Annotated in this window: 12 protein-coding genes; 8 read left to right on the top strand and 4 right to left on the bottom strand. The window is 64.0% G+C overall.

Annotated elements, in window-relative coordinates:
- Positions 1-223 precede the first annotated feature (223 nt).
- From LAN37_15535 to LAN37_15505, 7 genes are all read left to right on the top strand, one after another.
- Positions 224-2383, top strand: coding sequence for a radical SAM protein (locus LAN37_15535; protein ID MBZ5648622.1), 2160 nt, complete (start codon positions 224-226; stop codon positions 2381-2383).
- Positions 2384-2703: 320 nt separating this feature from the next.
- Positions 2704-4407: a radical SAM protein gene (locus tag LAN37_15530; GenBank protein ID MBZ5648621.1), complete on the top strand. Its 1704-nt coding sequence runs from the start codon at positions 2704-2706 to the stop codon at positions 4405-4407.
- A gap of 95 nt (positions 4408-4502) precedes the next feature.
- Positions 4503-4964: a nuclear transport factor 2 family protein gene (locus tag LAN37_15525; protein ID MBZ5648620.1), complete on the top strand. Its 462-nt coding sequence runs from the start codon at positions 4503-4505 to the stop codon at positions 4962-4964.
- Positions 4965-5039: 75 nt separating this feature from the next.
- On the top strand, positions 5040-5990 hold the full coding sequence (locus tag LAN37_15520) for an A/G-specific adenine glycosylase (GenBank protein ID MBZ5648619.1): 951 nt from the start codon (positions 5040-5042) through the stop codon (positions 5988-5990).
- A 20-nt stretch (positions 5991-6010) separates the two neighbouring features.
- On the top strand, positions 6011-6508 hold the full coding sequence (locus tag LAN37_15515) for a TlpA family protein disulfide reductase (GenBank protein ID MBZ5648618.1): 498 nt from the start codon (positions 6011-6013) through the stop codon (positions 6506-6508).
- A 439-nt stretch (positions 6509-6947) separates the two neighbouring features.
- Complete coding sequence (locus LAN37_15510) at positions 6948-9188, top strand: hypothetical protein (GenBank protein ID MBZ5648617.1); 2241 nt, start codon at positions 6948-6950, stop codon at positions 9186-9188.
- A gap of 103 nt (positions 9189-9291) precedes the next feature.
- Positions 9292-10923: a hypothetical protein gene (locus tag LAN37_15505; GenBank protein ID MBZ5648616.1), complete on the top strand. Its 1632-nt coding sequence runs from the start codon at positions 9292-9294 to the stop codon at positions 10921-10923.
- 8 nt (positions 10924-10931) lie between these two features.
- Here LAN37_15505 and LAN37_15500 read toward each other — a convergent pair whose 3' ends face one another.
- The 3 genes from LAN37_15500 to LAN37_15490 form a co-directional block, all read right to left on the bottom strand.
- Entirely contained in the window at positions 10932-12431 is a 1500-nt protein-coding gene (locus LAN37_15500) for a class I SAM-dependent methyltransferase (GenBank protein ID MBZ5648615.1), read from the bottom strand.
- Positions 12432-12544: 113 nt separating this feature from the next.
- Positions 12545-13189, bottom strand: a complete 645-nt coding sequence (locus LAN37_15495) for a PEP-CTERM sorting domain-containing protein (GenBank protein ID MBZ5648614.1) — start codon at positions 13187-13189, stop codon at positions 12545-12547.
- Between the two features lie 310 nt (positions 13190-13499).
- Positions 13500-15296, bottom strand: coding sequence for a TonB family protein (locus LAN37_15490; protein MBZ5648613.1), 1797 nt, complete (start codon positions 15294-15296; stop codon positions 13500-13502).
- Between the two features lie 163 nt (positions 15297-15459).
- On the opposite strand from LAN37_15490, the gene LAN37_15485 reads away from it, so the two are divergent.
- Positions 15460-15921 carry a hypothetical protein gene (locus LAN37_15485; GenBank protein MBZ5648612.1) on the top strand — a complete coding sequence of 154 codons (462 nt, stop codon included), beginning with the start codon at positions 15460-15462 and terminating at the stop codon, positions 15919-15921.
- A 97-nt stretch (positions 15922-16018) separates the two neighbouring features.
- Here the strand turns inward: LAN37_15485 and LAN37_15480 are convergent.
- Positions 16019-16223: DUF4082 domain-containing protein (locus LAN37_15480; GenBank protein MBZ5648611.1), on the bottom strand; the 205-nt coding region annotated here is incomplete at its 5' end.

Here is a 16223-nt window from a genome sequence, read left to right as displayed (position 1 = left end):
CAAAGGCTTAGAGACGTCTTCGAATCGCCGTTCAATGCATAGAGGCACCGCTAAGCCTGCAAAACACTCCGTTCATAGCTTGGCGGTTGGGGTGGGGGTTCAGTAACAAGTGTAATGGACATGGACATCTACACGTCCGGAATGGCTGCGGCGGGCGTGTGTCGTCCCCCGTTGTGCTGTCCGCTGTGTTTTGTCAGGTCTGATCCATAGGGAGCGTGTGTAAATGCACAAGCCGATCAAGTACTTCGAGAAGGCGTTGACCATTGCGGCCAATGGGGCCTGGTTGGTTTTCGAGAGGTTTAACCAGATCTCCCCCAATCCGGCCTTCACGCCCAAGTGGTCCGAGAAGCCGCTCCTGAAGTCGTATCAGAAGACCAAGCCGCCGCTCGGCTGGCCGCGCGCCACCGACTCCCTGTGTCCCAAGTGCGTGCCCGAGATCCGCAAGCAGATCCTCAACGGCGATGTCCCGCTCGACATCCTGATGACGGAGCATCCGGGAGAGATCAAGGCCCAGGTCATCGAGCGCGACGGCAAGATCCTGATGGTGAAGGACTGTCCCAAGCACGGTCATTTCGAGGATGTCATGTCCATCGACCCGGTGATGTTCCGTCACCTGGAAGAGAGCTTCCCCGGACGCGACATGCGCTCCCACTCCGACGAGCACCTGCATCACCACGGCACCTCCACCATCACTCACGGCCGCGGCGCCGTCCTTACCATCGACCTCACCAACCGCTGCAATATGATGTGCGACCCGTGCTTCATGGACGCGAACCAGGTGGGCTTCGTCCATGAGCTGACGTGGGAAGAGATCAAGACGATGCTGGACAACGCCATCAGCATCAAGCCGAAGCGGCAGATGTCGGTGCAGTTTTCCGGCGGCGAGCCCACGCTGTCGCCGTACTTCCTGGACGCGGTGCGCTACTCGCGCAAGGTGGGCTACAACTCGGTGCAGGCGGCGACCAACGGCATCGAGTTCGCCAAGTCGAAGGAATTCTGCAAGCAGGCGGCGGAAGCCGGGCTGCGTTACGCTTATCTCCAGTTCGACGGCATCGGCAACGCCGCCAACGCGCACCGCAAGGTGGGCAACCTGTTCGACGTGAAGATGAAGGCGATCGAGAACCTGTACGAGTCCGGGGTGGACATCGTGCCGGTCACCACCATCGTCAACGGCATCAACAATGAGCAGGTGGGGCGCATCATCAAGTTCGCGCTTGATAACCCCAAGGTCATCAGCTTCTGCTCCTTCCAGCCGGTGTCGTTCACCGGCCGAGACGAGGAGATCACCGAGGAACGCCGCGCCGCGCAGCGCTACACCCTGGCGCACCTGGCGCACGACGTGAAGGACCAGGTGGGCATCGGCGAGCCGACCCGAGACTGGTTCCCGCTGTCGTTCATGAGCACCTTCTCCGACTGGGCCGACCACCTCCACGGCCCCCAGGAGACCTGGGGCCAGCTCTCCTGCGGCTGCCATCCCAACTGCGGCGTGGGCATGGGCATCATGGTGGACAAGGAAACGAAAGAGGCGGCGCCGATCACCGCCTTCCTGGACGCCGACCAGCTCGCCAAGGACGTGGCCAAGGTCACCGACGCCGGCCGCGGGCGCAAACTCTCGCTGCTGGGCATGGCCCTGGCGGTGATGCGCAACTACAACCCCTTCAAGACCACGCCACACTTCACCATCTTCGACCTGCTCATGAAGTTCGATAAGGGCTTCGGCGCCAGCAAGAAGGCGAAAAGCGGCGCGTACGGCAAGGTCACCGCCGACCGCACCATCGAGGACGTGGAGAAGCGCCGCAAGGACCGGTGGAACATCCTCTTCGTCGCCGGTATGTGGTTCCAGGACCTGTGGAACTACGATTTCCGGCGCACCGAGCAGTGCATCATCCCTTACGCCACGCAGGAAGGCGAGATCAGCTTCTGCGCGTATAACACCGGCGTCGGCTGGCGGAACATCATCGAGAAGATGCACATGACCGCCACCCTGACCAAGTGGTATGACGAGCACGGGCGGCACGAGATCTTCGCCGGCGGCAAGAAGGTGCAGATCGAAGCGCCGAGGGAGAGCGTGTACACGCTCAATCGCGACCTCATCACCGAGGAAGAACAGCAGGACCTCGACAAGATGGGCATCGCGAAGAACTCGCGCGAAGAGAAGATCCGCCAGCGCGACCAGAAGATGAAAGAGAAGGACCCCGCCTACCACGCCGAGATGATGAAGCTGTACAAGAAGCACGTGCTCAAGGACCAGACCGCCGAGAGCTTCGTGCCCCTGGCCACCATCGCTCCCGCCAACGGGAACGGCAATGGTAACGGCAACGGCAACGGCAACGGGCACAAGCCGGCCGTGGAGAACGTCGAGGAGCCGGTCGCGGGCGACTAGGTTCCGACCTCCTGATTGAGGCCGCCGGTCCCTCCGGCGGCCTTTTTATTGCCTTCGCGGGTTCCGGCGTCGTTTTTTTCGCGCCATTCGATGCAATTTCCTGCCACTCGCTGCGCCCTGTGTGCTTTCCACTGCCCCATGTATCCGGCGTCACGTGGTGATGTGAGTGCGGTCACATCGCGTCCGCGTCCGGTTGCGCGACCCTGTAGCGATGGCAGGGGCCGGCGTGTGCCGCGAAGGCGGCTGTGTTTCCGCCCACTGCGCGAACAGCACAGGAGAAATGCGTGAGCACACGGACGATCCCGGAAACCCAGACACCAATGCCGAGCGTCGCAAGCCATAAGACGGTGAAGGCGGGGAAAGAACTCAACATCCTCCAGCCCCGCACCACCTACACCGGTGCGCGCATCGAGCCGCTGCAAAAGGGCTTGCCCAAGACCACGCAGTCGCTTTGCCCGGAATGCATCCGGGTCATCGACGCGCGCCTGTTCGAAGAGAACGGCCGGGTCATGATGGAGAAGACCTGCCCGGACCACGGCGATTTCAAGGACACGGTCTGGTCCGACGTCCGCCTGTACCTGAAGGCGGAGGAGTTCAGCTTTGGCGACGGCCGCGGCCTGTCCAATCCCGCCGTGCAAGACGCCACAATTTGTCCCGACGACTGCGGTCTCTGCTCCATGCACATGTCCCACACCGGCCTGGCCAACATCGATCTGACCAACCGCTGCAACCTGACCTGCCCCGTATGCTTCGCCAATGCCAACGTGCAGGGCTACCTCTACGAGCCGGATTTCGAGACCATCAAGGGGATGCTCCAGCGCCTGCGCGACGAGAAGCCGGTGGCCGGGCGCGTGGTGCAGTTTTCCGGCGGTGAGCCCACGCTCCACCCGCAGTTCATGGAAATCTGCGCTGCCGCGCGCGAGATGGGCTTCAGCCACGTGCAGGCCGCCACCAACGGCATCCTGCTCTCCGATCCCGCCTTCGCGCGCCAGGCCAGGGACCACGGCCTGACCACGCTCTACCTGCAATTCGACGGTACCTGCGACGAGATCTACCAGCGCACCCGCGGCGAGTCGCTCTACGAGATGAAGCTTAAGTGCATCGAGAGCGCGCGCCAGGCGGGCATGAAGATCGTCTTCGTTCCCACCATCGTCAAAGGCGTGAACGACCACGAGATCGGCAAGATCCTGCAACTGGCGCTGGACAACATCGACGTGATCACCGCCATCGTGTACCAGCCCGTGACCTTTACCGGGCGCATCAACCGCAACGAGCTGGCGGACAAGCGATTCACCTCGACCGACGTGGCCCATTGCGTATCGGAGCAGACGGGCGTGCTGGATACCTACGACGACTGGTTCCCGCTGGCCTGCGTGGCGCCGTTCTCCCGCCTGGTCTCGGCCATGCGCGGCGAGCCCATCACCACCCTGACCTGCCATCCGCACTGCTCGCTGGGGACGTACCTGTTCGTGGACGAGAAGAGCCGCAAGGCCGTACCGGTGACGCGCTTCATCGACGTGCCCGGGATCCTGCGCGACATGGACCGCATCGCCGCCAGGACCGAGAAGGCGCACTTCAAGTTCTTCCACAAGCTGGACGCCTGGAACTCGCTGCGCAAGCACTTCAAGCCCGAGTTCGCGCCGCCGGGGCTGGATTTCACCCGCTTCCTCCAGACCCTGCAGGGCTTTACCGACAAGAAGCTCGGCCGCGACGGCATGGACGGCAAGTTCAGCTACCGCACCCTGCTGGTGTCGTGCATGCACTTCATGGATTCTTACAATTACGACATCGAGCGCGTGAAGCGCTGCGTCATCCACTACTCGGCGCCCGACGGACTGATCTACCCCTTCTGCGCCTACAACTCGGGGCCGGTCTTCCGCGAGAAGATCGAGCGCAAGTTCTCGGTCCCGCTCGAGGCCCGGCTCAACCAATTGGATACCGCGGCGATCGCCAAGGCCAAGAGCAATGGCAACGGCAATGGCGCCAAGCCGGAGCTGGTGGAGATCTGCGGAAAGAAGTGCTGAGGACCGGGTAGTGGATTGTGAATAGCGCGGCAGCCCGTGCCGCGCTTTTTCAATCACCCTTCGGGCTTACGTTCCTGTGCGGTACAATCGCCGGCATGACGCCACGCGCTGCGCTGACCTGTGCAGTTGTCCTCCTCCTGACCTTCTGCTCGGGCTGCACCATGTGGAGCGACAAGCCGGTCCGCGCCTGGTCTTCCGCCACCGGTGGCGAGCACCTGGAGCGGCTCTTCTGGGATACGGTGAAGGCAAAGGATTGGAGCGATCTGGAACGGCACGTGGCGCCGACGTTCGTCTATGTCGGTCCGACCGGCATCCACGAAAAGCTCGCGGCGCTGGAGTACTTCGAGCACCTGCAGATCACCGATCTCACCCTGGGTGACATCACGGTCCGCCCCAGCGGGGGTGACGTGGTGGTGGTGACCTACGTCGCGCACATCAACGCCACCCGCGACGGCAAGCCGCTTTCGTCCAATAAGTATCGCATGACCAGCACCTGGCAGAAGATCGACAAGAACTGGTTGCTGATCTCGCGCGCGCACACCCCGGCGACTGACTAGGAATCGTCACTCATGCCGCACAGCGTCGCAGCCTTCACTGAGCGGACCGGGCTCCCGCCACGGGCATTGACCGCATTGCGCGGCCGACTGTTGCGCTGGTATGGCGCTCATCAACGGGAACTGCCGTGGCGCGGCATCTCCGACCCCTACTGCACGTGGGTATCGGAGATCATGCTGCAGCAAACCCGCGTGGCCGCGGTCCTGGAGCACTACGAGCGATTCCTGCGGCGGTTCCCGAGCCCCGAAGCGTTGGCGCGTGCCCCGGAGTCGGCAGTGCTGGCCGTCTGGAGCGGGCTTGGCTACTACCGCCGCGCACGCCTGCTGCACCGCGCCGCGCGCGAGATCGTCCGCCAGCGCGAAGGCGTCTTTCCGATCACGGCGGCCGAATGGCAGCAACTGCCGGGGATCGGACGCTACACGGCGGCGGCCATCGCCAGCATCGCCTTCGCAGAACCCGTGGCCGTGGTGGACGGCAACGTGGAGCGCATCCTGCGCCGCCTGTTCGAGCTGAACGGTTCGTCGCCGCGCGGGTTGTGGGATGTGGCGGAGCATCTCCTGTGCCATGAGAATCCGGGAGATTTCAATCAGGCGATGATGGAGCTGGGCGCGACCATCTGCCTGCCCGTCACGCCTCTGTGCCCCCAGTGCCCGATCGCGCGCTGGTGCCGTGTGGGACAGGCGCCCCGCCTGTCGGCGACGAAAGCCGAGGCGGCTGTCCCAAGCGAGAAGCGCCACCGGCGCGCGATCGCCTATGCCCTGGCCTTGCGCAACGGCTGCCTGCGCCTGCGCCGGCGGCCCGACTCCGAGAGCCTGATGCCCGGGATGTGGGAACTCCCGCCGGCAGCAGGGGGCAACCTCCGCCCCGCCGCCGTGTTCCGCCACTCCATCACCACTACCGACTATCGCGTGCGCGTGGTGAAGGCGGCCTCCCGCGGCGGCGAGTGGGTCCCGCTCCACCGTCTCTCCCGCCTGCCCCTGACCGGTCTCACAAGGAAAATCCTTCGCCACTTCCGGATCATCCAATAGCGGTCAGTCGGAGGAGGCTCATGGCAGCATTGGTCACCGGCGTCACCGCACCGGAACTCAAACTCACCACCACCGATGGCCGCGCCGTTTCTCTTAGGGAATCACTCCAGCGCGGCCCCGTGATTGCGGCATTCTTCAAGATCTCGTGTCCCATCTGCCAGATGACGCTCCCCTACCTGGAGCGCATCTACAAGGCCTACCCCGGTGATAAGTTCACGTTCCTCGGCATCTCGCAGGACGACAGAATCGACACCAAGGCCTTTGCCCGCGAGTACGGCATCACCTTCCCGCTGGGCATCGATCCCTCCGACAAGTACACGGCCTCGAACGCCTACGGACTCACCAATGTCCCCACCATCTTCCTGGTCGAACCCGATGGCGGCATCGCGCTCTCCAGCGTGGGCTGGTCGAAGGCGGGCATCGAGGTAATCAACCGTCGGGTGGCCCAGGCCGCCGGCGCCAAGCCTAAGCCGGTCTTCAAGCCGGGCGAGGACGTCCCCGAATTCAAGGCCGGTTGAGGCTCCCTGAACTGATCCGCGGTCGCGGATCGAAGGAACTATCGACAGATCTTCATCCCTGTCATTCTGAGCGAGGCGCGCCCTGGGGTAGGGCGTGCCGAGCGAAGGATCTCGCCCACGCAGGCAGCCAAAACGTCAGTCCGAACGGATTTCAACGCTGATTTCGGTGACGGGTCAGTCCTCCTGCGCTTCGGCTTCGCGCTGGGCTGGCGTGCCGCCACTTTGCCCGTTCTCATCGGTTGGGAGCGGCCGGACGAGTTCGAGGCGGCCCGCAGGAAAAGCCAGGCCTCCGGTTTCTACTGAGGCCGGGGCGCCGGCACTCGATGGGTAACGCTTCTAGCGTTGGCAGGGCTGCCCCAACGGTGATACTCTCGCCCGCTAAAGCCCCCGGCGCGATAGGCAGCCTGCGTGCGTCTGGTGCACGCGGCCGTTCGTGGCAATGCCATTTTCGTTTCTACAGCGCGGCAACCTCGAGGAGCACCTTCGCCAGCTCAGCTTGGCGACGTACAAGCCGGAGCTCCCGCTCCTGGGCCTGGTCACCGGCGTGGACAACGTCCGCCACGACGTCTGGCTCAGCCATAAATTCTGCGACGCTGCCCGCCAGCACATCGTCCGCCTCATCGCCAAGTACGGCAACGTGGAGCCGCTCCTGGTCCAGGAGCAGACCATCAGCTACCGCCCGCCCTCCGTCATCCGCCCCGCCGAGCAGCAGCCGAAGGAGAAGCCCGCCGACCCCGCCGAATTCAAGCGCATGATGTCCGAGCTGCACGTCGGCGCCCTGAATCGCGCCAAGACGGACGACAACCAGCACCTGGATCTGCTTCTCCGCCTGGCCGTGGTCAAGCTCCTGCGCACCGAGCTGACCACGCAATACAACGAGGTCCTGCAGCGCTGCAGCGCCAAGGTCAAGACCTTCGAGGGCCCGCGCCAGCCCAACCCACAGAAGGCGGTAGAGGTTCGCGAGCGCTTCTGGCACTTCCAGGTCAACAAGAGATCTGTCCTGCGCCGTGTCGGCCAGGACATGTTCACCACCGTCCGTGACATTGAGAAAGAGACCTTGGGAAAGATGCGCCGCTCCCTCTTCGGCGAGAATCACAAGAACGAGTACGATCTCTTCCTCAACCGCCTGCTGTTCACCGAGGACGGCCGCGACGATTACCTGAACGCCGAGCACTACGTCATGCTCGGCAACTACGAGAACGATCCCGACCGCTTCGGCACCATGCTCGAGGTCGCCTGTTCTTTCCTGAAGGCCCTGGGCGTGCTCAAGGAAGGCGAGAGCGAGGGCACGCTCGATTACCAGCTCAACGTGCCCGACAACGCCCAGGAGCTGCTGGCCGGCGGCGCTCCCGACGAGAACACCCCCAAGGGCAAAGGCCAGAAGGCGGTCCTCCAGGAGTGGCAGACCACGCTGGAGAACGCCGGCATCATGGGGCACGTCATCTCGTCCTACGAAGTCGTGCCTCTGCTGGCGCAGTATTCGCCCCCCATCAACGCCCAGCAGCTCAAGAACGCGCTCATTTCCAAGGACGAGCGCAAGCGCGTGGAAGCCCTGTTGGAGAGCCACGGCAAGATCTCGCCGGCCAACCTGCATACCGCGATCAAGCGTATCGACGGCATGAAGGGCGGCGACCGCGCCAAGATCGCCGGCCGCTTCCTGGTGGACTTCATGCGCTACCACCGCGACCTGCGCCGCCTGGAGGCGCTCAACGAGGCCACCGAGCTGGTCAATGTCCTGGCCAATGACCGCCTTCGCCAGCTCTCCTCCATCAACAGCACGCTCTACGAGTTCCTGCTGCCGGAGGAGCTGAAGCCGGTCGAGGAGAAGGTCATCGACCACGTCGTCCTCAAGGCCGACATCCGTGACTCCACCACCCTCACCCGCACCCTGTTCGAGCGCGGCCTCAACCCGGCCTCGTATTTCTCCTTGAACTTCTACGACCCGATTAACAAGCTGCTGCCGCAGTACGGCGCGACCAAGGTCTTCATCGAGGGCGACGCCGTCATCCTCGCCATGTTCGAGCGCGAGGGCGAGGCCCAGTTCGGAGTCGCCCAGATCTGCGTCCTGGCCAGGGAGATGATCGACATCGTCCGCGCCTATAACCGCAAGTCGCAGGAGCAGGGGTTACCCGTCCTGGAGCTGGGCATCGGCATTTCTTTCCAGGACTCGCCGCCCATGTACCTCATGGACGGCACCAACCGCATCATGATCTCCAAGGCGCTCAACGAGAGCGACCGCCTCTCCTCCTGCAGCAAGGGCGCGCGCAACTACCTGTCCGGCAACCAGACCCCGTTCACCGTCTTCTCCTTCCAGACGGTGAACGACGCCGACACCGGCGGCATCCCCGACGAATTCCTGGTGCGCTACAACATCGGCGGCATCCACATCAACCAGGCCGCCTTCAATAAGCTGAAGACCGAGATCTCGCTGGAGGAACGCGAGCTGCCCCTCCCCACCGTGCTGGGCGAGACCTCGGCGAAGATCTACGCCGGCATGGTGCCGGTGCCCTCCGGCGGCTTCCACCTCATCGCCGTGCGCGAAGGACGCATCCCGCACATCAACGCCGCCGATTTCACTCTGAGGTCCTGGACCGACCGCCTCTACTACGAGGTCTGCACCGCCGAGGAGATTTACGCCATGATCTCCAACGGCAAGAGCGCGGCCGTCGCTTCCTCTTAGGTCGCCATGCGCGCTAGGCAAACACGAACCGCGCGGCTATAATCCCGCCACTTTCCGGGCGACCTTCCTTAACGTCTTGAAAGATACAGCGGAGAGGTGATTCATGTCGTTCCGCATGGCCTGCTTGACCACGGCCATTCTCTTCCTTGCGGTCGTTCCAGCTCTCGCCGACGAGCATCAGCATTCGCACTTCGGGAACATGGAGCGCCTGGGCAGGGTTCACTTCCCGATCTCCTGCTCGGCCTCCGCACAGCAGCAATTCGACGTCGCGCTGGCCATGCTCTATTCCTTCTGGTATGAGGAATCGGGCAAGGCATTCGCCGCCATCGCCGACACCGACCCGCGCTGTGCGATGGCTTACTGGGGCGTCGCCATGAGCGGCTGGCACCAGCTTTGGACCCCGCCTCCCAATAAGGAAGAGCTGAAGCTGGGATTGGCGGCGGTGGAGAAGGCCAGGGCCGTCGGCGCCTCAACCGACCGCGAGCGCGCTTACATCGCAGCCATCGAAGCCTTCTACAAAGACTCCGACAAACTCGAGCATCGTGCCCGCGCCCTGGCTTACGAGAAGGCCATGGCCGATCTGAGCGCCCGCTATCCCGACGACCGAGAAGGTGCCATCCTCTACGCCCTCGCGTTGCTGGCTACCGCTCCCAAGACCGACAAGACTTTCGCCAACCAGAAGCAGGCGGGCGCGATTCTGGAAAAGATCTACCCGCTGCAGCCGAACCATCCCGGGCTCACACACTTCATCATCCACAGCTACGACAACCCGGTCCTTGCGCAGCAGGGGCTGGGAGCCGCGCGCGCTTACGCCAAGATTGCTCCCGACGTGCCGCACGCGTTGCACATGCCGTCGCACATCTTCGTTCGCCTGGGCTACTGGCAGGAGGCCATCTCCTCGAACCTTGCCTCCGCGGCCGCGGCACGCGACTACGAACTCCAGGCGCGCCTGCCCGGTCCCTGGGACGAGCGCCTGCACGCCATGGACTACCTGGCTTACGCCTTTCTGCAAAGCGGGCAGGAAGGCGAGGCTCGCCGCGTCTTGGAGGAGGCAACCATCCTTACTAATCCGCAGGCCCCCAGCCCCAAGTCCTGGTACGCGCTGGCTGCCATTCCCGCTCGCTTCACCGTCGAGCGCCGCCACTGGACCGGAGCCGCCTTCCTGATGCCGCGGACCGGCACCTGGCCCGCCGCAGAAGCCATCACCTGGTGGGCGCGTGCTCTCGGCGCCGCGCACATGGGGGACCTGGACGCCGCACGCTTCGATGTGGATAAGCTTCAGTCGCTCGAGAACACTCTGCTCGCGTCGAAGGAGGCTCCCAGCCAGTACTGGGCCGGCCAAGTCGAGATTCAGCGTCGCGAGGCTGCGGCGTGGCTTCTCCACCTTGAGGGCAAGGACGACCAGGCCCTTCCCTTGATGCGCTCCGCCGCCGAACTGGAGGACACCAGCGACAAGGACCCGATGACCCCCGGTCCGGTCGTGCCCGCGCGCGAATTGCTGGGCGACTTCCTGTTGGAGCTGATGCAACCGGCGGCTGCCCTGGCCGAGTACGAAACGTCGTTGAAGACTGCGCCCAACCGATTCAACGGGTTGTACGGGGCGGCGCGCGCCGCCGAACAGGCCGGTCAGGTTGCCAAGGCTCGCGACTTCTACGCCAAGCTGCTGGATGTCTGCGGAAAGGCGAATGAAGGTCCGGAGCTGCACCGCGCCAGGGAGTATCTCGCAAAGAAATAGGCGAGATCCTAGCCCATCAGCATCCCGTAGGCCGCCAGCGTCTTCAATGCTTTCCCCATCGTCTCGGCGGTGACCTCCTGATCGCCGTTGACACACTGGCGCAGATCGCTCAGCAACTGTGCATGGTCGCGCGTGCCGTCCAGCAACGGCAGCAGGCGGCGAAGCACGGAGTCTTCCATGGTGAAGCCCGCGAGGTAGAGCGACGTCACCGGGGTCCCTGCCTCGGCCTGGATGCGCGCCAGTGCGCTGGCCACCGGGCGCTCGCTGACCTCGGTGCAGAACGGCCCCTGGTACACGTGGAACTCCGCCACCCCATTGGCGTACGACGACACCAGCATGCGGATCAGCTTGGCCTCCGTCTCCACCTCCAGGTGACCGCCGTCCAGCCCGACCCGTCGGCAGGCACGCTCGCGCAGCTCGGCGTAGCGAACCGCGCGCGGGAATCTTTCGCCCAGTTCGAGGTACACCGCTTTGGGCAGCGGCTCCTCGACGGTCACCGTGTGGGCATAGAAATCCCTGAACTCCACCTTCTCCGCGCTGTTCAGATCTGCGATCGGCTGCACCGGCTTCATCGAGCACATGATCATCAACCACTCCATGCGCTCCGGCACCAAGGTCAGGTCCAGGTCGTGTCCAGCGCGGCACAGGATGGTCTGGCGGAACCCTCGCCAGTTGATGAAGTCCAGGTACTGCTCACGCAACAGGCGGTCGGTCATGGCGTCCAGTTGCCGGCGCACGTTCTCCACCAGGTGCGCCGTCCGCATGTTCTGGATCTCCGCCTCGGCGACGAACTGCAATCCGTGCGCCGCCGCCTGTTCCATGAAGTCCAGGAAGTAGAAGGGGTCGCTGGTCTCCGACAGCGGGTCGAAGAAGACGAACGCATCGGATTTCTTGTACACGGCCAATTCTCTTTTCAGCAGCTCGCGCTCGTGCGTGGGTTGCGGGATGGCCGAGATCACGAATTCCAGGATGTTGCGCGCCTCGCGCACCTTGGTCGCGGGATCGGAGATATGCCGCGTGTGGAAGCGCATCAAGTCTCGCGGGATCTGCCGCAGGTGCCCGGCAGGATAGGTGTTGTAGCTGACGTAGACGACGCCATCGGGTGCGAGGTGCTTGCCGCAGACCTCCAGCACCGCCTGCCGCACCGCCTCCGGCACCCACGAGTACAGCCCGTGCGCGATGATGTAATCGAAGGTTCCCGCGTCGGCGGGAAACTGCGTCAGGTCCAGCGCGCGGAACTCAGCGTTGTTCAATCCCAGCCGCGCGGCCAGCTCCCGCGCTCTTTTGATCGACGCCTCCGACAGGTCCACGCCCACGAACTGGCTCTGGGGTAACGCATAGGCCAGCGGGATCGTGTGCCCGCCCTCGCCGCAGCCCAGTTCCAGCACGCGGCAGTGGTCCACCGGCGCCGGTCGGGCGCCAAACAGCGTGGCCAGCGTCGCCATCCGTTCCGGAGACGCCTGCGGGTAAAACTTTCCGGGATAGCGGAACTCGTCGTACAGGGTCATGTGCGCCGCATCATTATCTACTTTGCCGGGACATTCTCCCGCAAAGAACAAGAGCACAGAGGATTTGCTGATCTTCTCTGTGCTCTCTGTGTCTCCGTGGTGAGATCTTTCTCTTACAGGCCCAGTCTGCGGCGCACCACTCCACCCAGTCCCAGCAGCCCCGTGCCCAGCAGCGCCAGGCTCGACGGCTCCGGCACCTGCGGGCTGTCGTAAAAGCTGATTTCCGCGAAGCCTCCCGGCATCGGCGGATCGAAGACCAACTCGCCATTCCCATTCAGGAAGAACATGTTGTTCGGCGACTGGGCGCTGCCAAATCCCAGCTTGTACTCCATCTTCACGCCGATGAAGTCCTGGCTGAACACGAATTCCTTGCCCGCGGAGTCCAGCTTCAGCAAGTCGATGTACAGATTGAAGTCAGTGACCTGGAACTCGATCTTGGCGCCGTCGGCGTTGAACTTGAATTCCTTATAGTCAAAACTCCCAAACTCGAACTTCAGCGCGGCGTCCTGGACCGCGGGCAGTTGCCCGAAATTGATGGCAAAACTGTTGCCCTGGACTCCTCCGGTGCTGTACATGCTGTTGCCGCAACTGAATGACTTCTGCACCGCCGGCACTCCGACGCCCTGATCGAGCACCGCGATGATGCCGTTTGAGGCGAGGCCGTCCCCCCAGGTGATCCCGGTCAGGGCACTGCCGTCACACATGAAGTTCGGGGTGCCAAGGGTGCCTCCAAGCGCCGGAAGCGGCATGGCTGCCATGGCCAGAAGAGCAAGAGAACGCGCGCGCACTACCATGTTCGGTCTCCTTACCTACCCTGAGCGATTGAATCTGGAAGTCAGAAACTCGGCGGGACCAAGGACAGAGCCCCAAAATTCTTACCCGAAGTGTAGCAAATCTAGTTCCAATCTCCGGGAGAATTATAATCGCCACACGATAAATCACTTACGCTTCTCTGTGTGGATTCTTCGCCGATGAAGTGTGCAAACGTCTGCGTCTAAGTGACAGAACTTTGCATTTTGAAGGTGTTGAAAAACTTGACAATCGGGGTTGGGGGCGCCTCGACGTGCCTCAGAAGCTGGCTTTCCTGGCCTTAAAGGGGATGAACACCACCGCTTCCAGGTCCACGGCGTTGCCGTTCTTTGTGGCGGGACGGAAGTGCCAGCGCCCCAGCGCTCGCTTGGCGTTCTCGTCGAGCTTGTCGTCCAGCCCCTCAAGCACCCGGATCTCCCCCACTGTGCCGTCGGCCCGGATCACGGCGTAGAGTGTGACCGTTCCCTCGACGTTCTTGCGCATCAGCTCCGGCGGATACGCCGGGTCCACCTTGCTCATGGCGACCGGCGCCGTCAGTTCGCCCGGAGCGCCCGTCTGCTTCAGCTCGGCGAAGCGCATGATCCAGCTGCCGCCGGCAGAGGTCAGGTTCGGCATGTTCAGGATCATCGAGTAGTACTTCTTGGGGCCAAAGACCTTGTCCTCGATCTTGCCCGTTTCCGGCGCATCGGGACGGTTCATGGTCGAGCCGGGAGCGGTCGCACGCGCGATGTCGGCCAACCGGTGTGGCGCTGCCGCCGCCAGCAGGCTGCGCTTCAGCGCCTCTCCACTGACGACGGGGTGTGCCGGCGGTGCGCTGGCCACCACGGCGCCGCTGCTCGCTGTGGCCGGTGCCCCGCCGACGGAGATTCCCGTCGGACCTCCGCCGTCGCCGCCACCATTGCCCGCTCCCGAGCTTCCGCTGCCGTTGCCGCCGCCCTTGCCGCCGCCGGCAATGTCCGGAGTCCCGGGCGCGCCCGGTTTGCCTTCCGGGGTCGCAGCGAAGATGCCGCGCCGGTTGCCGCCAGGGATCTCGATGGGACCCGCTGGCGGCGATGGACGCACGCTCAGCGCCACGAACTGGCCCGCCGCTCTCTCCGCGATGCCTCCCCCTGAATCCACCGCCGGGGGCGGTGGCACCGCTCCGGCCACGCCTGCGAGCGCAGCCGCGCCGCTTCCGCCCAACAGGTTGGCCGCGCGCTGCTCGGGCATGGGAAGCGCCGGGTTGGTGGCGACCAGCTCCGATCGTCCTATATTGATGTCGCCCATGTCGCGCTGTCCCGCGTCGGGCGCCGGCGCCACCACGCCCGCGGCAGCGATTTTCGGCAGGTTCAGCTTCGCCAGGTTGGGGTCTCCCGCATCCGGCGCGGGAGCCACCGCCGTGTTCTCCGGCTTCGGTGCCGCGAGCTGCGACAGGGTACGCGCCGGACTATGCACCGGCGGCGGCACCGGTGCCACCAGTGCGGGCGCCGTCAATTTTGCCAGGTTCCGCGACGCCACCGGAGGCGCTGGCGCCTGCGTCCATACCACCATGTTCGGCAGCTTTGCTTCCTGCGTCAGCAGCCTTGGGTTGACCGGGTCGATGATCGTCTGCGTGCTGTTGTCCGGGTGCGGCGGCGCCGAGATGATCCGCTGCTTGGAGTACTCCGGCTCGCCCTTCTTCGCCTCTTTCGCCGGCGTGCTGCCCGTGTCGATCGCCGGCAGGTATTCCGAAACGTCGTAGTAGGTGATCCTCTGATTGTGGAAGAACGAGTTCTGGACGGGCCGCGTCCGGAACACGAAGGTGTGCGACAGGCCCCACAGCGCGATCACGATGAAGACGTGGTACAGCGACGATTGCAGCAGCGGCCGCCGCGGGATTTCCATGCTGACGAACACGTCGGGCCAGAAGGGCTCCGGCCGCGAGGTCAGCATCTGCATCGGCTCCACGCGGGGGCGCACCGTGTCGCGCAGGTTGCGCAGGAACCCGCGATGCCACGGCTCCAGTTCGATCAGGAATTGCGGCGGGCGGACAGGACGCGGGGTCCGTGGAGCGGACGTATCGCGCGGCGCCTGCATCTGCATCTTTTCAACCACGGGCCGGAACAAAGACAGTAGACCGATTTTATACTGCTGAGCATTTCGAGTCGTCTGAATTTCTCCTCTGCGGCGGAGCGTCCGACAGGACGCAACGGAACTAGCCTGCCACTTGCTCCCATGCTCCGTGTTCTAATTAGGAGCCATGCGAAACGCCCTCATCCTCGTTCTCTGCGCCGCCGCCTTCGCCCAGCAATCCTCGCCCTCCCAGAAGACGCCGGATGACCTCTCCGGCATGTACACCTTCCTCCAGGACGGCGAGTTCGTGCAGCTCAGCGTCCAGGACGGACGCCTCTCCGGCTTCATCTCGCGTTACGCCGACGCCGACAAGAGCCTCTTCCTCGACCACTTCTTCACCGACACCACGCTCAGCGGCGCTGACCTCAGCTTCAAGACCAGGACCGTGCATGGTGTCTGGTTCGAGTTCAAGGGCCGCGTCGAACGCGGGGCAGGGAAGACCCGCGCCGAGGAAGCCTACTACGTCGTCCGCGGCAGCCTCACCCAGAACACCGAGGATGCCACTAAGAAAACTTCGGCGCAGTCCCGCGAAGTCGCCTTCAAGTCCTTCCCTCAGGAAGCCGAGAGCGAGCCTCCGCCGAAAAAGTAGCTGCACCATCTGAACGAAGTTGTAGCGCGGCCGCCCTTGGCCGCGCAGCCCGCAAGGTCATTGAGTACGCGTGCCCGGCAATATCAAGATTGCAACGTCACTGCGCGAACACTATGTCCACCCAGTAGTTGGTGGCGTTGTAGCTGTTGGCGGGGTACACGGTGCTGGCCCCGTACTTGTACACCCCGTTGCCGCCCACCGCCCCGCTCGCCGGCGCATGCAGCGGCGGATTGTCCGCCCCCGACGTGGCGAAGTACTTGCTGGTCAGGCTGTAGTGCCCCACGCTGGTGTGGTACGAGGCC

This window comes from Terriglobia bacterium, assembly GCA_020073495.1.
Classification (GTDB): domain Bacteria; phylum Acidobacteriota; class Terriglobia; order Terriglobales; family Acidobacteriaceae; genus JAIQFD01.
Note: the sequence above shows the minus strand (reverse complement) of the source record. Positions and strands in the feature narration are given on the sequence as shown.